At 61.2% G+C, this 20,032-nt stretch carries 22 protein-coding genes and 1 tRNA gene; 13 read left to right on the forward strand and 10 right to left on the reverse strand.

What is annotated here, in order from left to right; genetic code table 11:
• Position 1: 1 nt before the first annotated feature.
• The 4 genes from HNO52_RS13940 to HNO52_RS13955 form a co-directional block, all read right to left on the reverse strand.
• On the reverse strand, positions 2-886 hold the full coding sequence (locus tag HNO52_RS13940; RefSeq protein WP_197565868.1) for a carbohydrate ABC transporter permease: 885 nt from the start codon (positions 884-886) through the stop codon (positions 2-4).
• Positions 883-1,983, reverse strand: coding sequence for an ABC transporter ATP-binding protein (locus HNO52_RS13945; RefSeq protein WP_197565869.1), 1,101 nt, complete (start codon positions 1,981-1,983; stop codon positions 883-885). The genes HNO52_RS13940 and HNO52_RS13945 overlap by 4 nt, the downstream gene beginning before the upstream one ends.
• Positions 1,983-3,071, reverse strand: a complete 1,089-nt coding sequence (locus tag HNO52_RS13950; RefSeq protein WP_197565870.1) for an ABC transporter ATP-binding protein — start codon at positions 3,069-3,071, stop codon at positions 1,983-1,985. Before HNO52_RS13950 ends, HNO52_RS13945 begins: the two co-directional genes overlap by 1 nt.
• A 467-nt stretch (positions 3,072-3,538) precedes the next feature.
• On the reverse strand, positions 3,539-4,066 hold the full coding sequence (locus HNO52_RS13955; RefSeq protein WP_197565871.1) for a YqaE/Pmp3 family membrane protein: 528 nt from the start codon (positions 4,064-4,066) through the stop codon (positions 3,539-3,541).
• A 233-nt stretch (positions 4,067-4,299) separates the two neighbouring features.
• Between HNO52_RS13955 and HNO52_RS13960 the strand changes: the two genes are divergently transcribed.
• The 7 genes from HNO52_RS13960 (at position 4,300) to putP (ending at position 11,407) form a co-directional block, all read left to right on the forward strand.
• On the forward strand, positions 4,300-4,707 hold the full coding sequence (locus HNO52_RS13960) for a CBS domain-containing protein (protein ID WP_197565872.1): 408 nt from the start codon (positions 4,300-4,302) through the stop codon (positions 4,705-4,707).
• 131 nt (positions 4,708-4,838) lie between these two features.
• On the forward strand, positions 4,839-5,126 hold the full coding sequence (locus HNO52_RS13965) for a hypothetical protein (protein ID WP_197565873.1): 288 nt from the start codon (positions 4,839-4,841) through the stop codon (positions 5,124-5,126).
• Positions 5,117-5,190 (forward strand) — tRNA-Gly (locus tag HNO52_RS13970). The genes HNO52_RS13965 and HNO52_RS13970 overlap by 10 nt, the downstream gene beginning before the upstream one ends.
• Positions 5,191-5,264: 74 nt before the next feature.
• The gene (locus HNO52_RS13975) at positions 5,265-5,639 is read left to right on the forward strand and encodes a hypothetical protein (protein ID WP_197565874.1); all 375 of its coding nucleotides are present in this window, start codon (positions 5,265-5,267) and stop codon (positions 5,637-5,639) included.
• Between the two features lie 61 nt (positions 5,640-5,700).
• Entirely contained in the window at positions 5,701-6,516 is an 816-nt protein-coding gene (locus HNO52_RS13980) for a helix-turn-helix transcriptional regulator (RefSeq protein ID WP_197565875.1), read from the forward strand.
• A 178-nt stretch (positions 6,517-6,694) separates the two neighbouring features.
• The gene (gene putA / locus HNO52_RS13985) at positions 6,695-9,886 is read left to right on the forward strand and encodes a bifunctional proline dehydrogenase/L-glutamate gamma-semialdehyde dehydrogenase PutA (RefSeq protein WP_197565876.1); all 3,192 of its coding nucleotides are present in this window, start codon (positions 6,695-6,697) and stop codon (positions 9,884-9,886) included.
• 42 nt (positions 9,887-9,928) lie between these two features.
• The gene (putP, locus tag HNO52_RS13990) at positions 9,929-11,407 is read left to right on the forward strand and encodes a sodium/proline symporter PutP (RefSeq protein ID WP_197565877.1); all 1,479 of its coding nucleotides are present in this window, start codon (positions 9,929-9,931) and stop codon (positions 11,405-11,407) included.
• Between the two features lie 72 nt (positions 11,408-11,479).
• On the opposite strand, the gene HNO52_RS13995 is transcribed toward putP, so the two are convergent.
• On the reverse strand, positions 11,480-11,767 hold the full coding sequence (locus HNO52_RS13995) for a hypothetical protein (RefSeq protein WP_197565878.1): 288 nt from the start codon (positions 11,765-11,767) through the stop codon (positions 11,480-11,482).
• A gap of 272 nt (positions 11,768-12,039) precedes the next feature.
• Here HNO52_RS13995 and HNO52_RS14000 point away from each other — a divergent pair, with 272 nt between their 5' ends.
• Both HNO52_RS14000 and HNO52_RS14005 read left to right on the forward strand, forming a co-directional pair.
• A complete protein-coding gene (locus HNO52_RS14000) occupies positions 12,040-12,642 on the forward strand; it encodes an OmpW/AlkL family protein (RefSeq protein ID WP_197565879.1) in 603 nt (200 codons plus the stop codon).
• Between the two features lie 222 nt (positions 12,643-12,864).
• Positions 12,865-13,509 (forward strand): OmpW/AlkL family protein, encoded by a 645-nt coding sequence (locus HNO52_RS14005; RefSeq protein ID WP_197565880.1) that lies wholly within the window; start codon positions 12,865-12,867, stop codon positions 13,507-13,509.
• A 67-nt stretch (positions 13,510-13,576) separates the two neighbouring features.
• On the opposite strand, the gene HNO52_RS14010 is transcribed toward HNO52_RS14005, so the two are convergent.
• The 5 genes from HNO52_RS14010 to HNO52_RS14030 form a co-directional block, all read right to left on the reverse strand.
• Complete coding sequence (locus HNO52_RS14010; RefSeq protein WP_197565881.1) at positions 13,577-14,077, reverse strand: gamma-glutamylcyclotransferase family protein; 501 nt, start codon at positions 14,075-14,077, stop codon at positions 13,577-13,579.
• A 32-nt stretch (positions 14,078-14,109) separates the two neighbouring features.
• Positions 14,110-14,442: a YqcC family protein gene (locus HNO52_RS14015; protein WP_197565882.1), complete on the reverse strand. Its 333-nt coding sequence runs from the start codon at positions 14,440-14,442 to the stop codon at positions 14,110-14,112.
• A gap of 80 nt (positions 14,443-14,522) precedes the next feature.
• Entirely contained in the window at positions 14,523-15,269 is a 747-nt protein-coding gene (locus HNO52_RS14020; RefSeq protein WP_197565883.1) for an amino acid ABC transporter ATP-binding protein, read from the reverse strand.
• Positions 15,266-15,940: an amino acid ABC transporter permease gene (locus HNO52_RS14025; protein WP_197565884.1), complete on the reverse strand. Its 675-nt coding sequence runs from the start codon at positions 15,938-15,940 to the stop codon at positions 15,266-15,268. Before HNO52_RS14025 ends, HNO52_RS14020 begins: the two co-directional genes overlap by 4 nt.
• A gap of 17 nt (positions 15,941-15,957) precedes the next feature.
• The gene (locus tag HNO52_RS14030; protein WP_197565885.1) at positions 15,958-16,716 is read right to left on the reverse strand and encodes an amino acid ABC transporter substrate-binding protein; all 759 of its coding nucleotides are present in this window, start codon (positions 16,714-16,716) and stop codon (positions 15,958-15,960) included.
• Positions 16,717-17,034: 318 nt separating this feature from the next.
• On the opposite strand from HNO52_RS14030, the gene HNO52_RS14035 reads away from it, so the two are divergent.
• The 4 genes from HNO52_RS14035 to HNO52_RS14050 all read left to right on the forward strand — a co-directional run bounded on the left by HNO52_RS14035 (position 17,035) and on the right by HNO52_RS14050 (position 20,031).
• Entirely contained in the window at positions 17,035-18,063 is a 1,029-nt protein-coding gene (locus tag HNO52_RS14035) for a DUF3549 family protein (RefSeq protein WP_197565886.1), read from the forward strand.
• A 36-nt stretch (positions 18,064-18,099) separates the two neighbouring features.
• Complete coding sequence (locus HNO52_RS14040; RefSeq protein WP_197565887.1) at positions 18,100-18,537, forward strand: ATP-dependent zinc protease family protein; 438 nt, start codon at positions 18,100-18,102, stop codon at positions 18,535-18,537.
• 31 nt (positions 18,538-18,568) lie between these two features.
• The gene (gene rimK, locus HNO52_RS14045; protein ID WP_197565888.1) at positions 18,569-19,477 is read left to right on the forward strand and encodes a 30S ribosomal protein S6--L-glutamate ligase; all 909 of its coding nucleotides are present in this window, start codon (positions 18,569-18,571) and stop codon (positions 19,475-19,477) included.
• 110 nt (positions 19,478-19,587) lie between these two features.
• The gene (locus HNO52_RS14050; protein WP_197565889.1) at positions 19,588-20,031 is read left to right on the forward strand and encodes a hypothetical protein; all 444 of its coding nucleotides are present in this window, start codon (positions 19,588-19,590) and stop codon (positions 20,029-20,031) included.
• Position 20,032 lies beyond the last annotated feature (1 nt).

The following is a 20,032-nucleotide window of genomic DNA, read 5'->3' on the forward strand; positions in this document are numbered from 1 at the left end:
GTCAGGCTCCTCCCTGAGTGGTGTTGTCCTTCTGGCTGTTCATGATCGCGGTGTAGAACACCCAGCAGACCAGCAGAATAATGAGGAAGTAGATCAGCGAGAATGCCGCCGAGGGGCCCAGGTCACGCTGTCCAATGGCCATGGTGGTCAGCGTTTGGCTGAGAAAGGTGGTGGAACTGCCCGGCCCGCCGCCAGTCAGCACGAACGGCTCGGCGTAGATCATGAATGAGTGCATGAAACGCAGCAGCACGCCGATGACCAGCACATTGGTCAGCTTGGGCAGTTGGATGTAGCGGAACACCGCCCACTTGGAGGCGCGGTCGATGCGCGCCGCCTGGTAATAGGCATCCGGAATCGCTCGCAGGCCGCTATAGCACAGCAGGGCGATCAGCGGCGTCCAGTGCCACACATCCATGAGGATGATCGTAACCCAGGCATCGGAGGGGTTGCGGGTGATGTTGTAGGCGTAGCCCAGCTCACGGATGCTCACCCCCATCAGGCCGATGTCACTGCGGGTAAAAAGCTGCCAGATGCTGCCCACCACGTTCCAGGGAATCAGCAATGGCAGCGTGATCAGAATCAGTACCGCTGACGCCTGCCAGCCGCGCTTGGGCATCAACAACGCAATGCCGATACCCAGCGGCACCTCGATCGCCAGAATGGTGAACGAGAAGGCGAATTGGCGCAGCAATGCGGCCTGCAGCGCGCGGTCGTTGAGCATCACCTCGAACCACTCGGTACCGGTGAAAAAGCGCGTGTTGGCATCGAACACGTCCTGCACCGAGTAGTTGACCACCGTCATCAGCGGCACGATGGCGGAGAACGCCACCAGCAACAGCATGGGCAGAATCAGGAACCACGCCCGATTGTTCTGGACCTTGTTCATTGCCCCACCTCCACGCGGAACTCGTCGATGTACAGGCTCAACCACGCCTCGGGGAAGCGGACGAACGCTTGACCCTCCGGCAAGGGCTGGTCCTCCTCCAGGCGGGCACGGAACGCCACACCGGCAAAGGTGAACGACACGATGCGGTAAGTACCGAGATCCTGAACGTTGCCGATCTCGATGGGGTAAGCGTCTGCGGCGGGAGCGGTCAGAATCTCGACGAACTCGGGCCGAATGCCCAGCTTGACGTTGCGCGAACGGGTTTGTTGGATCGCTCGTTGCAGCGCAGGCGGTAGAGTCAGGTCGACGGTGCCGGCACGCACGCCCCCCTTATCGGTTCGTACCACCTCGACGAAATTCATCCCGGGGCTGCCGATGAAATAGCCGACGAAGGTGTGGGCCGGTGCCTCGAACAGTTCGCGCGGGGTGCCGAACTGCACCACTTGGCCTTCATACATGACCGCAATCTTGTCGGCGAATGTCGAAGCCTCGAGCTGGTCATGAGTCACATAGATCATGGTGATGTTGAAGCGCTCGTGGATCTCCTTGAGCTTGCGTCGAAGCTTCCATTTGAGCTGTGGATCGATCACCGTGAGCGGTTCGTCGAAGAGAATCGCCGAGACGTCGTCGCGTACCAACCCACGACCCATGGAGACCTTCTGCTTCTCATCGGCAGTGAGGTTGCGTGCCTTGCGTCGGAGCAGCGAGGTGAGATCGAGAATGTCGGCCACTTCGGCCACGCGCTCGCGCACCTTGGCTTCGGCAGTGCCCACGTTGCGCAGCGGAAAGGCCAGGTTGTCGTACACCGTCATGGTGTCGTAGACCACCGGGAACTGGAATACCTGGGCGATGTTGCGCTCCTCGGGCGGCAACTCGTTCATTACCTGATCGTCGAACAGAACCTGCCCATCCGAGGGCGTGAGCAGACCGGAAATGATATTGAGCAATGTCGACTTGCCGCAGCCCGACGGTCCGAGCAAGGCATAGGCCCCACCCTGCTTCCATACGTGGTCCATTTCACGGATGGCGTAGTCCTCGGGTCCGGAGGGGCTGGCCGAATAGCTGTGTGCCAGCGACTTGAGAGTTATCTGGGCCATCAGTGCGCTCCTGGCCGTGACGGGATATGCACGACGTCGCCATGTCGGTCGAAGGCATAGATCTTGTGGGTCGGCAGGTAGACCTTGAGCGGCTGATCAACGGCGAACTCGTGTATTCCACCCAGGTGCAGTACCAGTTGGAAGCGATCGTTGCGCACGTGCAGGAAAGTCTCGGCCCCACTGATCTCGGCGATATCGACCGTTACATCCAGCTCCAGGTCATCTTCCGCCTGAGGCTTGAGACCGATGTGCGAGGCTCGCACGCCGAACTGGTACTGGCCCGGGGACAGGCCGGCCAGATCGCGGTTGAGCGGGAAATGCACGTTACGATCGAAAGTCACTTCCGAGCCTGACACCATCGCCGGCATCACGTTGATCGGCGGTTCCGAGAACATCTCGGCGCTGAGCACATCGCTCGGGCGGTGGTAGACATCCTCGGTGGGACCGTATTGCAGCAGGCGCCCCTCATGCAGCACGGCAGCGTGCCCACCCAGCGCCAGCGCCTCGTTGGGCTCAGTGGTGGCGTACACGGCGATGCAGTTGCGCGTCTTGAAAAGCTCGCGCAGTTCCTCGCGAAACTCTTCGCGCAGCTTGTAGTCGAGGTTGACCAGCGGTTCGTCGAACAGGATCAGGTCGGCATCCTTGACCAGCGCTCGGCCCATCGCGGTGCGCTGCTGCTGGCCGCCCGAAAGCTCCGCCGGGTAGCGGTCGAGCAATTGCTCGATATGCAGCATTGCGGCCGTGTCGTGGACCCGCTGGCGAATTTCCTCACGTGGCACCCGGGCCAGCTTGAGCGGAGAAGCTATGTTGTCGTAGACGGTGAGGCCCGGGTAATTGATGAACTGCTGATAGACCATCGAGACGTTGCGCTTGCGTACCGATTTGCGCGTCACATCCTCGCCATGCATCAGCACACGGCCACGGGTTGGTATTTCGAGACCGGCCATGATCCGCATCAGTGTCGTCTTGCCGGCCAGGGTTCGGCCCAGCAAAACGTTGAAGGAGCCGGGCGCCAACTCGAGGTTGACCCCTTCGATATGTGTTGCTCCGTTGACCACATGGTCGATGTTTTCAAGTATCAAGGACATGCTGAACTCTTTGTCATCGTTGTCGAGTCGTTGGGCGAGGCGGCGCGTGGGAATTACGACATGACCGACCGGCGCGCAACCCAATAGAGTCGCACGTACCGGTCGTGTCTTGGTCGCTGGAGAGTGGGTAAGGCATGGGTCTCGCCCTGTTATTCTTGTGGGTCGCAGACATTGAGGTGGCGAAGAGAAACGAACAAGGTATCGGTGCGATATGCTCTATTCTGATCGAAAACGAACCTCAAATGTTCGATTTACGATAGCGAGACTAGCTCAGCGGCCGATAGGCGGCAACGCTCATGTTCGATAAAACGCTTATACCATAGTCTAGTATCAGCAAAATCATCCCGAACTCTCGCTTTCGTTTCCAACATGGCTGTTCGATTCCGAAGGCGATTACGGGGGTACGTTGAGGAGTCCCGCCTTCCCTTCAATGGCCGCTGGACGGCAGCCAAAGCAGGCGTCTCGGCTCACCTCAGCCGGCGTCTCAACCATGACCAGGCGTAGAGGCAGCCCGGCACCCAACCCAGCAGTGTAAGGAGCAGGCTGACGAGCACGCGCGCGCTCCCCCCCTGGGCCAGGCCAACGGCCAAGGGAGGTAGAAGCACGGCTAGCGCCTTGTAGGAAAAGCGCAACGTCGCAGACTCTTGCCATGGCGAGGATGCCGTTGCCATCTGTGTGCCAGCAGTGGCTGAACTGCGCTCAGCCGACGGCACGTATTCCTGCACCACCGCGTCCACCTCGCGCTCCGCGCGCTCGGGCTCCTGTGCCTGACGATGCGCTTCGTGATCGACCTTCTGGTCGATGGATTCGGCACCTTCGGCCAGTTCCTCGTGATAGCGCTCCCAGTCCTCCCAGTCATAGGGAGTACCGGCGCGAGGCTGGTGCCCACCTGCCTGACGGGCACGCTCCCACGCTTTCTCCTCCAGCGTGTTGGGGCGCTCCTCGTCCCGGCGGCCATCGAGTCCTTTTCTCGCCAAGTATTCACGCGCATCCATAAACCACCTCCTGCTCTCACCGTCGCGCCAGGTTCGCCGGGCCTGCTTTCAGGCTAGACCAGGTCTCGTTGCCTTGGAGCCAATCTCGCCCGGCCATGTTCCGCTGCCGCCCCTGCCCCCGTTCGGGAGGGAACCAAGCGTTGGCCAGGGGTTGAAGGGATTCCTTATATCCGAGTCGACTCGGCTATGCTGAGAGTGTCCCGCCGAGAGCGTTCGGAACAAGGAGATGCGCCATGCCCAACCGGGCCCCTACCATCGTTCGCGAGATCATGTCCCGGGATTGCTACCGGGTCACAGGCAACATGTCGATCACCACCCTGGCCGAAGGCCTGGCCTTGCATCGTCTGCCCGGCGTACCGGTCGTCGATCATCATGACCAACTGATCGGTTTCATTTCCGAGCAGGACGTGCTCGGCAAGCTGCTCCAGAGCGCTTACCTCAACGACGAGGCCCCACTGGTGAAGGAACTGATGCGCAACGAGGTTCTCTCCGTTTCGCCTACCAAGAGCATCACCGATCTTGCACAGGAGATGCTAGGCCAGAAACCCAAGGTATTCCCGGTGACGGAACAGGGCCGCCTGTGCGGCATCGTGACCCGTCGCGATGTGCTGACCGCCATTCTGCGCATGCGGCACAGCTGAGCCCCTCCACCTTGCAGGCCTGATAGCAGGCCTCCCCCTCGAGAAACCGAACGAGCCTGACGGACAGGCTCGTTTCTTGTCGTGGGTGCTTGCTGTACGTGGCACAAAAAAAACCGCCCATGAGGGATGTCATGGGCGGCAAGATCGAAACTGCAAGCCAGAACAACAGTGTTAGCGACTGCCATCGCGCTGTTGCCTGTATCAGATATGACAGCAGCAAGCAAAAAAGTTCGCCACCGTTCGATAATTTTTTTCTCTCCCTCTCCCGACCTCGCTGCGAGAATCAGCGTCAAGGCCGCATGACGCATCGCATCGAACCGTTAAAACAAGTACTTAACCGACCGAAAAAGGGAAATTCACAAGACGGCTTGCAAAGCCCAAGCCCTTGGTTTTACTATCGAAACGCCTCGCGGGTGTAGCTCAATGGTAGAGCAGAAGCTTCCCAAGCTTAAGACGAGGGTTCGATTCCCTTCACCCGCTCCAGTTCCCGCAGCAGGCCGCTGCGCCAGGTAGCTTAGGTTGCCGGCCAGCTCGTCCCTTCCCAGCGTGGCTTTTCCATGGCTCTCTTCCTGCTCATCTTTGCCGTCTGCCTGTTCGTCATCGGCGGCGTCGTGCTGATCCTGCTGTTCTCGCGCACTCCGCGCTACCGCACCGAGCCGGAACAGCTGCTGGAGCTGTTCGACAAGGCCCTGGCCAACCAGGTGGGAGAAAATGAATGGAACGTCGTGATCACCTACCCCATTCGCCATGACGATTACCTCGACGGCGTGAGGCGCCGGGCCCAGCATTTGATGCAGGAGCATGGGCGTCCCTGGCAGCTGGCTCAGGGCAAACCGCTGCTCGACAAGACAGGCCGGGAGGAGTTGTCCGCCCTGCGCAGTCACTTGGCTTCCCACCAGCGCCTGCGGGAGCGGCAGCGCAACCAGCCGTAGCGTTGACAGGGCGTCGGGTGTGATATGCTCGGTTGCGATAGCCAGCACGCGGGAGTTCTACATGTCCAGTGTCATACGCCAGATTCCGCTCGATACCGCTACCCAGCATCATGTCCATGACTTTCACCAGATCGTCATCGGTTTGCAGGGCCAGGCAGAATTCGAAATCGAGGGTCTGGGCGGTGCAATCTCGGCGTTTTCCGGCTGTATCGTGCCCGCCAATCACGTGCACTACTACATGGGTCAGGGCGTCAATCGCCAGCTGATCCTCGACCTGCCTGCCAATGCCCCCTCGCTCACCGGTTATCACCACGAGCTGTCGCGGCTTTTCGATGCCCCCCGCTTCTTCGCCCTGGACAAGCCGCTCAAGCATTACCTGGATTTTTTGCTGCTCGAGCAAGCCGACAGCCAGCAGCGCTTGAGCAACACCCAGAGCGATCGGCTGGCGGCGACTTTTCTCGGCTGCCTGCACGCCAGACTTGGCGGTGCACCCTCGCAGCCGGCAATGCGCCAGCTCGACTTGGCCAAGCTCGACCATTTCATCGATCGACACCTGTCCTGCCCGATCTCGGTCGCCGACCTTGCCGCACAGGCGTGCCTCAGCGAAGCGCATTTCCGTAGCCGCTTTCGCCAGCAGACCGGACTCTCCCCCTGGCAGTACGTTCGCCGGCGTCGCCTGGAAGCAGCTCGGCGGTTGCTCGAGGAAGGTCACATGCCGCTTTCACAGATCGCCCTTAATACCGGCTTCGCTCACCAGAGCGCCTTCTCTCATGCGTTCCGCGGCGCCTACGGCTGCCCTCCCAGCCAGCTTCGACGTAGCAACAAGCTGGGCAGTTCCGCCGCCTTCCCCACAAACCGCCTACAACATACGACTTAAGTCGTAATTACAATCCCCTTACCTGCAAAACCCGCGGATTGTGTAAATCCTTCCGGGGTTTTGACAAGCAGCACCGCCGTTCGCCCCCTACAGTCAAGGGTGACACACCCGTGTTCGGGCTGAACGCCTGACACATGGCTCTTGCCGTTTCAGGACGGGCGACATTCGGGGAATTTAAATGCTCAACGCCAAAACAATGCTGGAGGCTGCCTCCTGGCAGCAGGAACTCGATACCCTGTTCTCGCGTATCAGCGATCATTACATCGTCGATGAGGAAGCCTTCGTCCAGGAACTGGTCAATGTACTCAGTGCCGATCCAGAAGACTTCCGGCGCATCGCAGGCAAGACCGCCGAACTCGTCCGCGAGGTTCGTGAGATGGACACCGCCGTAGACACCATCGACGAACTGCTTCAGCAATACAGCCTGGACACCCACGAGGGGCTGATGTTGATGTGCCTGGCCGAGGCCATGCTGCGCATCCCCGACACGGCTACGGCCGATGCGCTGATCGAAGACAAGCTGGGCCCTGCCGATTGGAGGGCGCACATGGGCCAGAGCGACTCCTGGCTGGTCAATGCCTCGACCTGGGGGCTGTTGATGACCGGCCGCGTGGTCACGCTCGACAAGCCTCGCGACGGCAAGCCCTCGAGCTTCATCAACCGCATGGTCAACCGCATGGGCGAGCCGGTGATCCGCCGCGCCATGTACGAGGCGATGAAGGTCATGGGCAAGCAGTTCGTGCTCGGTCGCGATATCGACGAGGCCCTGAAGCGCTCCCGGCCACTATTCGACAAGGGCTACACCTACTCCTACGACATGCTGGGGGAAGCGGCACGCACTCGCGACGACGCCAGGCGCTACTTCGACGACTACGCCCGCGCCATCGAGCGGGTCGGCCTGACCAGCACCAACCTCTCCGACCGGACGCCGGCGCCCTCCGTATCGATCAAGCTGTCGGCGCTGCACCCCCGTTACGAATTCGGCCGCCGCGATCAGGTCCTGCGAGAACTGGTCGCCAGCGTGCGCGAATTGGCCACCCTGGCACGCCAGCGCAACGTGGCGCTGACCATCGACGCCGAGGAAGTCGATCGCCTGGAGCTGTCGCTGGAAGTGTTCCGCGCCGTCTACGAGAGCAGCACCTGCAAGGGCTGGGGCCACTTCGGACTGGTGGTGCAGGCCTACTCCAAGCGCGCGCTGCCGGTACTGCATTTCCTCAATCGTCTGGCCGAGCGTCAGGGCGACGAGATCCCGCTACGCCTGGTCAAGGGCGCCTACTGGGACAGCGAAATCAAGGAGTCGCAGCAGCTCGGGGTAGAGGGCTACCCGGTCTACACGCGCAAGGCCTGCACCGACGTCGCCTACCTGGTCTGCGCACGTTTCCTGCTCTCGGATCAGACCCGCGGTCGCATCTTCCCGCAGTTCGCCACGCATAACGCCCATACCATCAGTACCATACTGGAGATGGGCAACGAGGCCACCCGTCCCTTCGAGTTCCAGCGCCTGCACGGCATGGGCGAGGCGCTCTACGATGCGGCACTCAAGCGCGCCCCCCAAGGCACTTATTGCCGAATCTATGCCCCGGTGGGCGCACACAAGGACCTGCTGCCCTACTTGGTGCGTCGCCTGCTGGAGAACGGCGCCAACTCCTCGTTCGTGCATCAGTTGGTCGACCCCAAGGTGCCGGTGGAAACGCTCTGCGTGCATCCCGTGGAAACCCTGGGCCAGTACCGCACCTTCGCCAATCCCAGAATTCCCATGCCCACCGACATCTACGGCGAGAAGCGCCGCAACTCACGTGGCGTCAATCTCAACATACGTAGCCAGTACGAGCCGCTGATGAAGGACATGTCGGGCTACATGGAGCGCAGTTACGAAGTCGGGCCGCTGCTTGCCTTCGAGGTGACACGCGACCCGGCCAGCGTGCACGAGGTGTTCAGCCCCTATGACCGCCGCCAGCGGGTCGGTAGCGTCCAGTGGACCAGCCGCGATCAGGCAGCGCGGGCGGTGGATGCCGCCTGGGCCGCCTTCCCACGCTGGGAGGCTACGCCAGTAGCCGAGCGAGCCGCCATCATCAGCCGCCTGGGCGACCTGATGGAAGAGAACATGGCCGAGCTGATGACACTATGCTCCCGTGAGGGCGGCAAGCTGCTCACCGATGGCGTCGATGAGATCCGCGAGGCGGTGGATTTCTGCCGCTACTACGCCATGCGCGCCGAAGAGCAGTTCGGCGAGCCTATCGAGCTGCCCGGCCCCACCGGCGAGTCGAACCGACTGATGCTGAACGGCAAGGGGGTGTTCGCCGCGATCAGTCCATGGAACTTCCCGGTGGCGATCTTCTGCGGCCAGATGGTGGCCGCCGCCGTGGCCGGCAACAGCGTGCTGGCCAAACCCGCCGAACAGACCTCCATCGTCGCCCATCGCGTGGTCGAACTGCTTCACGAAGCCGGCATGCCGCGCGACGTGGTACAGCTATTGCCGGGCGACGGCCCCACCGTGGGCAGCGTACTCACTTCCGACCCCCGCATCACCGGTGTCGTCTTCACCGGCGGTACCGATACCGCCCAGATCATCAACCGCGCCCTGGCCGCGCGCGAGAACGCACCACTGCCGGCACTGGTCGCCGAAACCGGTGGCATGAACGCACTGATCGTCGACTCCACCGCTCTGCCGGAGCAGGTCGTGGCGGACGTGGTCCAGTCCGCCTACCAGAGCGCCGGCCAACGCTGCAGCGCGCTGCGCGTGCTCTACCTGCAGGACGACGTAGCCGACCGGATCATCGAAATTCTGCGCGGTGCCATGGACGAGCTGCACGTCGGCGACCCCCGTGACCTGGGCACCGATGTCGGCCCGGTGATCGATGAAGACGCCCGCAGGAGCCTGATGGCGCATATCGAGACGCTCAAGGGCGAAGGCCGCCTGCTGGCCGAGACTCGCCTGGATCCAGCCCACACCGCGGATGGCACCTTCGTGCCGCCGATGGCCTTCAGCATCGATGCCATCGATGCTCTGGAACGCGAGCAGTTCGGCCCGATCCTGCACGTGGTGCGCTACAAGGCCAGCGAGATCGAGCAGGTACTCGAATCGATCAACGCCAAGGGTTACGGGCTGACGTTCGGCGTACATAGCCGCAACGAATCCTTTGCGCAACTCGTCGCACAGAAGATTCGCGTTGGAAATGTGTACATAAACCGGAATATCATCGGCGCCGTCGTGGGCGTTCAGCCGTTCGGAGGCCAGGGCCTTTCCGGTACCGGACCCAAGGCTGGCGGACCGCATTACCTGCTGCGCTTCGCCACGGAAAAAACGGTGACCGTCAATACCGCCGCGCTGGGCGGCAATGCGTCACTGCTTGCGCTGGGAGACGAGTGACGAGACTCGTCTGTTACCACAAGAACATTGAAGGAACCTCCAATGATCGAGAATAACATGGCTATCGGCTTCACCTTCGCGGTGTACCTCTTAGTGATGCTAGGCATCGGTATCGTTGCCTATATGCGCACTAGCAATCTCTCCGACTACATCCTCGGCGGTCGCTCGCTAGGCCCATGGACCTCAGCAATTTCCGCCGGGGCGTCGGACATGTCGGGCTGGTTGTTGCTCGGCCTGCCCGGTGCCGCCTACGTCAGCGGCATCTCGGCGAGCTGGATCGCCATTGGCCTGCTGATCGGTACCTGGCTCAACTGGCTGGTCGTAGCACGCCGCCTGCGCCTCTACAGCTTCAAGGTCAGCGATGCCCTTACCCTGCCCGAGTACTTCGCCAACCGCTTCGGTGACAAATCGCAGCTGCTGCGAGTGATCTCGGCGATATTCATCCTGCTGTTCTTCCTGTTCTACACCAGCTCCGGCCTGGTCGCCGGCGGCCGGCTATTCGAGACGGTATTCGAGTTCGACTACACGCTCGCCGTGACCATTGGCACACTGACGATCATCTCCTATACCTTCATCGGTGGCTTCCTGGCGGTCTCCTGGACCGACCTGATCCAGGGCCTGATGATGGCCGCGGCGCTGGCCATCGTGCCGATCATCGCCTTCAGCGACCTGGGTGGTACTGCGGGTGCCGGGGCCGCTCTCGCCGCCGAAAGCGATTACATGTTGGCCTGGTTCCGCGATGCCTCCACCGGCGAGGCGCTGTCCTTCATCGGTATCGTCAGCTCGCTGGCCTGGGGTCTGGGCTACTTCGGTCAGCCACACATCCTGGCGCGCTTTGCCGCCATCCGCAGCGACCGTGACATACCCGCCGCACGGCGCATCGCGGTGATCTGGACCGCCATTGCCCTGGTCAGCTCCATCGCCGTGGGTCTGCTCGGCGTGGGCTTCGTTCAACGCGACCTGGCCGACGGCGAGACGGTATTCATGATCATGGTCAACCTGATCTTCCATCCGGTAATCGCCGGCATCCTGCTTGCCGCCATCCTGGCCGCAATCATGTCTACGGCCGATTCGCAGCTGCTGGTCTCCTCTTCGGCACTGACCGATGACTTCTACAAGGCGATCTTCCGCAAGAATGCCACCCAGACCGAGCTGGTATGGGTGGGGCGTTTCGCCGTCATTGGGATTGCCGTACTGGCCTACCTGCTGGCGCTCAACCCGGACGCCACTGTGCTCGACCTGGTCGCCTACGCCTGGGCCGGCTTCGGTGCCGCTTTCGGCCCGGCGCTGATCATGTCGCTCTACTGGCGGCGCATGAACAAGTGGGGAGCACTGGCCGGTATCGTAGTAGGCGGCGTGACCGTAGTGGTCTGGGCCGAACTTTCCGGCGGCATCTTCGACCTCTATGAGATCGTGCCCGGCGTCATCCTGGCCTACGTCGCCATTATCGTAGCAAGCCTGGCCACCGAAGAGCCCGACCTCAAGGTCACCGCCGACTTCGATACCTTCGAGGAGACCTGACCCGTCAGCGCCAGGGTAAACGGCGCGTCACGTAGTGAAAGAGCCGCCCTCGGGCGGCTCTTTCGTTTGTCCTCATAGGGCGCGAACGGTCACGACCAGAGCAAAGACAACCAGCACCGCCAGGCTCACCGGCGGCCGAGTGGCACGCCGCAACCAGTGACGGCGAAATTCGAGTCCCAGCGGATGCATGAAGGCCGTACCCAGCGCCCAGACGCCAAGCCCGATGGCCGGCATGCGCAGGATCATCGGCATCCCGCTGATCAGCTCGGGGCGAATCAACAGCCATAGCGACAGTGCCGCTGCCACCAGCATGTTTGCCAGCGTCAACCACATCGAGCGATCCTGAACCTCTGTCCGCATCGTGCCCTCTCCTGTGCTGCCCTTACACAAGGCTTAGCTCCTCGACCTGCCTTACGCCATGCTGCGATACAGCAATAATTGTACATCACGTTGCACTTTGTTTGGCATATTCATGGCTTTGAAATTAGGTAAACCTGCGATTGCAGCAATCAATCATGGCAATAAGGACGATAACAAAATTAAACAAGACTTTTAGAAACAGTGTTCGTATAGTTGACATCGTCAAATGCTTGCCGGGAACCTCCGGCGTTAGAAACCAGGAGGACGCTGTAATGAAACCGATCCGTCTGATTCCCGTGGTTGCCCTTGCAGCCAGCGCGCTCTTCGCCAGCCAGGCGGTCCTGGCTTATGGCGCCGGCGATGTCTTCGTGCGTGGCGGCTTCGCCAAATCCGAACCGAGTTCCGATAACGGAGAGCTAGCCGGCCAGGATCTCTCAATCGATGATTCCAACGGCTTCACTTTCGGTGCCGGTTACCTGTTCCACGACAAGGTCGGCATAGAACTGAACAGCTCCGAAAAGATCGAACACGATCTTGCGCTCAATGGAGCTGGCGCCGGCTCCATAGACCGCATGCCGGTCAACCTGCTGGTGAACTACTACCCGCTGGGTGGGCTGGATTCCAAAGTGCAGCCGTACGTGGGTGCCGGGGTGAATTACACCCGCTTCTCCGGCGAGCCGGATGGCATCAATGCTGACAACAGCTACGGTGCTGCCGGCCAGGTCGGGATTGACCTCGCCATTACGGATAATCTGATGCTGAATGGTTTCGCCAATTATGCCGAAGTGCACTCTGACATTTCTGCAGGTGGCGGCGAGACTGAAGTCAAGGTAGACCCGGTCACCGTCGGCGGCGGCGTGACTTACCGCTTCTGAGCCGAGCAAGGCTGACAGCGCGTCAGTAAGCGAACGCCGGGCCATGTGCCCGGCGTTCTTCGTTCTTGGGCATCACGGCACAAAAGTGCATTCAAAATACCTGTTTAGTTGTCGAAAGCAACTATTGTCGTGGGTCAATAACCTGCCGCCAGGCACTGAGTAGACTGGCTTCGTTTCGTAAGCAGCTCCAGGCTGTCCTTTGCAAACGACAGGAGTCGACTCATGCGCAAGTCTTCACTTCCCACTCTCTTTGGCGCCGGTTTGGCAGCCACTGCCCTTCTCGCCAGCAGCCAGGCGCTCGCCTACAACCAGGGCGATTTCATCACCCGCGTGGGCGTCGCTCATGTCGACCCCAAGAGCGACAATGGCAGTATCGATGCACTCGGCCTGACAGGGCTTGAGGTCAAGGTCGACAGCGATACCAACCTGGGCTTTACCCTGGCCTACCTCTTCCACGACAAGCTGGGCGTCGAGCTGCTGGCCGCGCTGCCGTTCAAGCACGATATCTCGATTGCCGATGGTGCTGTGACAGGTTCCACCAAGCACCTGCCACCCACGCTGAGCCTGCAGTACTACCCGCTGGGCGGCAGCGGCGCGCAGGTCCAACCCTATGCCGGCGTCGGCCTCAACTACACCCACTTCTTCAGTGAAGAGGTTAATGTTCCCGGCGCCGAACTGGACCTCGACAGCTCCTGGGGTCTGGCCGGCCAGCTCGGCGTCGACGTTCGCATGAACGACAACTGGGGAATCAACGCCGCGGCCTGGTACGTCGACATCGATACCGATGCCAGCCTGAACGGCGAAGAAATCGGCACGGTCAACGTCGACCCCTGGGTGTTCATGGCCGGCATCAGCTACCGCTTCTGATATGTCTTGAACGCCGCGAGGCCCGTCAACTGGCGGGCCTCACGTGCTTCAGCTCTGCTCCCACAGCTCAGCGCGGGGAGTGGCGCGACAGGCCGAGCAGCGTGAGGATGCGATCCTCGAGCCCGTTAACCGCCTCGACCCGAGCCAGCCGGCGATGGTAGTCGGCACTGAGAAAGGGCTCCCCGGCCAACAGGTGGTCCAGGTATTCTCGGGCCGGCTTGAGTGCCTGGGCGGTAGTGCCGGGGGCAGCAATGTAGACCCAGGCTTCGACCGGACCTTCCTGGGTAACGATAGGCAGACGATGCCGCTCATACTCCGACGGGTAACCTTCGAAGGGATCCATTCGCTCGATCTGGGCAGGCTCGAGCAGCTCGAACAACGCACCCTCGACCCTTTCTCCCGCTACCGAAACCACGTTGGCATGGGCGATGCCTGCAACCCGCGAGGCCTTGTCGAAGCGTAGCGCATGGTCGTACAGCGTACCCGCCAGGCAGCGCCGAGTGGTACCGATACGGGCCTCGACCCGGGCCACGTTCATGTTGCTGCCATAGGCAAAATAGTACGGCATAGCGTTCTCGTTGCGTGCACGGACGTGCCGCTTCAGTTCTCGCTCACCAGCCGATCGATCTCCTCGACGGCCTTGCACAGCAACAGGCGATCGTTGGCTCGGGTACCCTGCTGAGCCAGATAGGTCTCGACTACGGGCGCCACGTCACAGTTTGCCGGCATCGGGGCTTCGGCCTCGATCAGGGCATCCAGGCGAGCGATGAAAACGAAGCGCAGCCACTGGGGCAGCGCCATGGTATCGATGCAGAAAGGCTGCTGGCTTTCGTATGCCTCGGGCGCCGGTGCACTCATGCGCCACATGTTGGTGGCCTTCATGGTGGCCTCGAGTCGGCGCAGCGCTACGTCGAGCTCATCGTGAACGGTCATGGAGTCTCCTGTTGGGCTATGCCTCCATTATCGCACAACTCATCCGGCCGCCAACTCCGCCCAGGCCGTAGACACACTCATCAGGCAGGCTGGCCGGCCAGGATCTTGCGCAGGAAATCGCGCGTACGTGGATCCCGGGGAGCATTGAAGAATTGCGAGGGGGGGCCTTGCTCGACGATTCGCCCGCCTTCCATGAATACCACGCGGTCCGCCACGTCCCTGGCGAAGCCCATCTCATGCGTTACCACCAACATGGTCTGACGTTCACGGGCCAGCTGCTTCATCAGGCCGAGCACCTCCTCTACCCACTCTGGATCCAGCGAGGAGGTCGGCTCGTCGAACAGGATCACTTCGGCCTGGGCGGCCATGGCGCGACCGATGCCAACCCGCTGCTGCTGGCCTCCCGAAAGCGAAGCCGGATAGGCGTCCGCCTTGTCGGCCAGGCCGATGCGCTGAAGAATCTCACGGGCTCGGTCATGCGCCTTGGCCTTGGGCCAGCGATTGACCACGATCAGCCCCTCGGCGATGTTCTCGAGCGCCGTCTTGTTGGCGAACAGTGCATAGTTCTGGAACACGAACGCCGTGCGTCGCCGGGCTGCGAGGATCTCGGCCCGGCTTGCCCGGGTGACGTCGACATCCAGGTCGCCGATGACCAGGCGTCCGGCATCCGGACGCTCGAGAAAATTCAAGCACCGCAGCAGCGTCGACTTGCCGGTCCCCGACGGGCCGATCACGACAATGATCTCTCCCTGCTCGATTTCGAGATCGATGCCATCGAGCACGGTTGCGTTGCCGAAGCGTTTGACGAGATTGGCGATCTTGATCATCTGCGGTAGGCCCTGTTGAGTCGCACCTCCAGCCATCTCTGGAACCAGGCCAGCAGCTCGACGATGATCCAGTAGATGATCGCTACGGTGATGAAGGCTTCGAAATAGAGGAAACTGCCGGCCGCTTCCTTCTGTGTCGCGCCCATCAGCTCCGTGACGCCCAAGGTGAAGGCCAGCGAGGTCGCCTTGATCATGTCGATGAAATAGTTCATCAGCGTGGGTACGGCCACTCGAGTGGCCTGTGGGAGCACAATACGACGCATCAATTGGCTATTGGTCATGCCGATCGACAGTGCCGCCTCGGTCTGGCTACGGTCGACCCCGACGATGGCGGCACGTATCGACTCCGCCATGTAGGCCGAAAAGTGAAGCGTCAGCCCCATGATGGTGGCAGTGATCCCGTTGATCTGGGTCAGGAAGGCCAGCAGTTGCGGCAATCCATAGTAGAACAGGAACAATTGCACCAGCAGCGGCGTGCCGCGGAAAAAGGAGATGAACAGCATCGTCGCTGCGTTCAGCCCCGGAATCTTCAGCACCCGGATCACCGCCAGGCCGCAGGAGAGGACCAGGGCAAGGGCCATGCCCGCCGCGGCCATCTGCAGCGTCAGCGGCAGATAGCGCAGCAGGATGGGCACCAGCCCCAACATGTAATCGAAATCAAGGACACGCATGACAAGCGCTCAGCGGATCATGGGCGCGTGATATCGGTACCGAACCAGCGCTCCGAGATGGATGCCAGGGTGCCGTTTTCACGCAGGGTGGCAAGCGCCGTGTCGACCCGATCCCGTAGCGGGCGATCGGCTTCGGTATCGCGGAAAGGCAAGGCATTGCGGATGCTCGAGAACGGTTCTCCGGCCAGTTGCAGCGGCAACGGCTTCTCCTGGATCACCTGGCTGGCGCTCACTCGATCCATAACGAAGGCATCGACTCGGCCCAGCGCGGTGTCCTGTTCGATGTTGCTGTCGTAAGTACGGATATCGATTTCATCGGCATAGGGCAGCTCGCGCAGCAGCTGTTCGTAGTTCGAACCGAGGTTGACGGCGACCCGCTTGCCCTTCAGGTCTTCTACGCCTTCGATCTCCTCGTTGCCTGCCTTGACGACCACTTGAGCACCGTCATAGACGTACGGCTCGGTGAAGAGGTACTTCGCCTCACGCTCTTCGGTAATGGTGATCTGGTTGGCGATGGTATCGATACGGCCGGATTCCAGCATGCCGAACAGACCGGAGAAGTTGGCGGTCTCGAACTGTATCTCTACGCCCAACTCTTCGCCTACGGCACGCATGACATCCACTTCGAAACCTTTGAGCGTGTCCTGCTCGACGAAAGTGAAAGGAAAGTAACTCCCCGACATGCCGACCTTGAGCACATCGTCCTGTGCCTGAGCGCTGCCAATGAAGGAGAGAGCACCGGAGAGAACCGCTGCGACAAGAATGCGCGATGACATGATCGACCTCCACTAATATCAATTTGGAATTAATTTTACTTTTTTTATTCGACTTTACCAGATGGGCATCAAATAGCCCACTTTTAGCCCATGGCTATTTTCTATGCCAGCCATAGCGTAGTCGCGCCCTGGAAGATCATGCACAGATTCACTGAAAGAGGCTGTGGATAAGCTCTGGAAACCCGCCTAGGTAGCAGACAAACCGGGGCTTTGCCAGGCATGCTCATTTCTTGACCAGTCTTGAGCATTTCCATGCCGGAGAGTGGCTGACAAGGCCCCGGCCGTCACGGTAGAGTGCACGCTCAAAAGGGAGCCCCTATGCAGCCGATCCACACGCTTCATGACTTCTTTGTCCGTACCGGTGCCGAGGTCCGCCTCTACCATATGGGCCGCCGGGTCGAACCCTGCCCCCTTGATGCCCTGTCCCGCTTCGAGGAGGGCGCCATTGCCTGGCCATTCCCCTGGCAAGGGCAGGCTCGCCTGGGCATCGTCTTTCGCATCGGGGATCTCGACGATCCACTGATCTGGTTCCTGGCTATGCCGCTTGACGAGCAGGGACAGTTGTTGCCGCCTATGCGCGACGCCTTTCTCCAGCGCCTGCTGGTCACCCTGGGGCGAAATGTGGACCGCGTGGATCATGAGGCACGTAATGACGGCGAGATCGAGAACTTGATGCACGACAACCCACTCGCCTTCACCCCTTCGCTAGCCTTCCAGGCGATGCTGCATGCCTATGCCACACGCGACACTGGCAAACCGGCAAGCCCGCACCTGGAGCCGGTGGAAGCCTACCTGAGTGGGCAACAGGTGGATTGGCAGTTCCTGGGGCTACAGGGCCTGGCCGACTTCACCGTGCGCCTGGACGACGAGGCCGCCCGTCAGCTGGCCGCAAGGCTCCCCAGCCTGCCGGACGAAGTGTTGAATTCGCTGTGTTACTGTCTAGAGCATCTCGCCGTATCCGACACCCTCGGCAGCGCGCTGCGCGAGCGGGGCGAGCAGGCCGCCGCCATGGGTCGCCTGGAAACGCTGTGCGCCTGCGTGCGTGCCGTGGGCGGCGCCGACGAGACGATCGCCGGCGCCTGGTTTGATGATCTGCTGGCCGACCCGGCGGCCTGTGGCCCCGACCTGCTGGCGGCGATAGCCGGGCGCGGCTGGGAGCATCTGGAGGACGGCGAACGCCTGCCCCGCTTCCTTGAGCGACTGGCCGAGCAGCCGCAGGCGGATTTTGCCGGTGCAGCCCGTGATCTTGCACTGATCCCGCGGCTGCGCCTGCCGGTGCTGATGACGTTGCGCCAGGCCGGTCAGGACTCCGCTATCGGCCAACGCCTGGCCGGCCTGGGCCAGTGAGCCTGACAATCAACAAGGACCGCTGGAAATGATTCGATGAAGGAACTGCCCTATATTCCCAAGGCCGTGATCGGTCGCCTGGAGATGGTGACTCTACCGACCATCGGTATGACCGTCTGCGCCAAGATAGACACCGGAGCTCGCACTTCGTCCCTGCATGCCGAGGACATCGAAATCTTCGAAGAAGAGGGCCACCTCTGGGTCAGCTTTACGACCCGCAGCGGGGGATTGGAATCGCCACCGCACACTTACCGCACTCATTTGCACGATCGCCGCAAGGTGACGAGTTCCAACGGACACAAGGAGTGGCGCTACGTGATTCGCACGCCGATGCAACTGGGCGAACTGGAAGTCATGGTGGAATTGACCCTGGCCGACCGCAGTGACATGCGCTACCCCATGCTGCTCGGCAGACGCGCATTGCGTCGTTTACTGGTGGCCCCCGGCGCCACTTTCCTGCATGGCGAACCCTGACCTACCCGGCCCTACCGCCCTGGAGCCTACGATGCATATCGCGCTGCTGTCCCGCAACCGCAATCTCTACTCCACGCGACGCTTGGTGGAGGCCGCCGAACAGCGCGGCCACAAGGCCCGGGTGATCGACACCCTGCGCTGCTACATGAGCATCGCGGCGCATCATCCCTCGATCCATTACAAGGGCGAGGAGATCGAGCGTTTCGACGCGGTGATACCACGCATCGGCGCCTCCGTTACTTTCTACGGCTGCGCCGTCCTGCGCCAGTTCGAGATGATGGGCACCTATGTGCTCAACGACTCGGTTGCGATCACCCGCTCGCGTGACAAGCTACGCTCGCTGCAGCTGCTGTCGCGCAAGGGACTGGGCCTGCCGATCACCGGCTTTGCCCACTCACCGGACGATATCCCCGATCTGATCACCATGGTCAAGGGGGCACCGCTGGTGATCAAGCTGCTGGAGGGCACTCAAGGTATCGGCGTGGTACTGGCCGAGACCAACCAGGCGGCTGAATCCGTCATTCAGGCCTTTATGGGTATGAAGGCGAACATCATGGCGCAGGAGTACATCAAGGAGGCCCGTGGGGCCGACATCCGCTGCTTCGTGATAGGCGACAAGGTGGTCGCCTCGATGAAGCGTCAGGCGGCCGAGGGCGAGTTCCGCTCCAATCTGCACCGTGGCGGTACGGCCAGTCTGATACGTATCACCCCCGAAGAGCGCTCCACGGCAATACGCGCGGCAAAGGCCATGGGCCTCAGGGTAGCCGGGGTCGACCTGTTGCGGTCCAACCATGGTCCGGTGATCATGGAGGTCAATTCTTCGCCGGGGCTGCAGGGCATCGAGACCGCTACCGGCAAGGACATCGCCGGCTTGATCATCGAGCATATCGAGAAAAACGCCGCCTCCCCCCGAAAGGCACCACCTAAGCCCAAGGGGTAATTGCGAGAAAACCATCATAATTTGTAGAAAGGTCACTTAATTTCTTCGCGGGGGTAGCAAAACAGTGTTTCCCCCGCCACAATCTGCGTCACCGGAGGAGGTGACCGCTCATGTTTCTCGATAATCGCCAAGTGGCGATGGACAGCGTTCTGGAAGCGCTGGCTGACAGCATCGATTATTTTCAGGACAATCTCGAGCGCCTGCGCCCTTCGCTGCGCGAAACGCTCAAGCCTCATTACGAAGCCCGCGCCAAAACGATGCACAAGCTGCAGGAACTGGCCAAGCGGCACCTCAAGTTGCTTCCGCGGGATGCCGACGTCGAGCGTGACGATTACATGTGGCTCTGGAGCCGCCTGAAGAGCTTCGTTGGCAATGAAAGCCAGGTCGTCATCGGCGAACTGCTCGAGCAGGAGCGCGTGCTGATGCAGGCCCTGGCCACCCTTTATACCCACCCGCTGCCCAATCCGCTCGAACCGGTCGTCGAACAGTGCTGGAAGGATTGCCGAGCCCTGATTCGCGAACTCTACCTGCAGCAAAAGCCACGTCGTCGCTGAC

This window comes from Halomonas sp. MCCC 1A13316, assembly GCF_014931605.1.
Taxonomy (GTDB): domain Bacteria; phylum Pseudomonadota; class Gammaproteobacteria; order Pseudomonadales; family Halomonadaceae; genus Halomonas.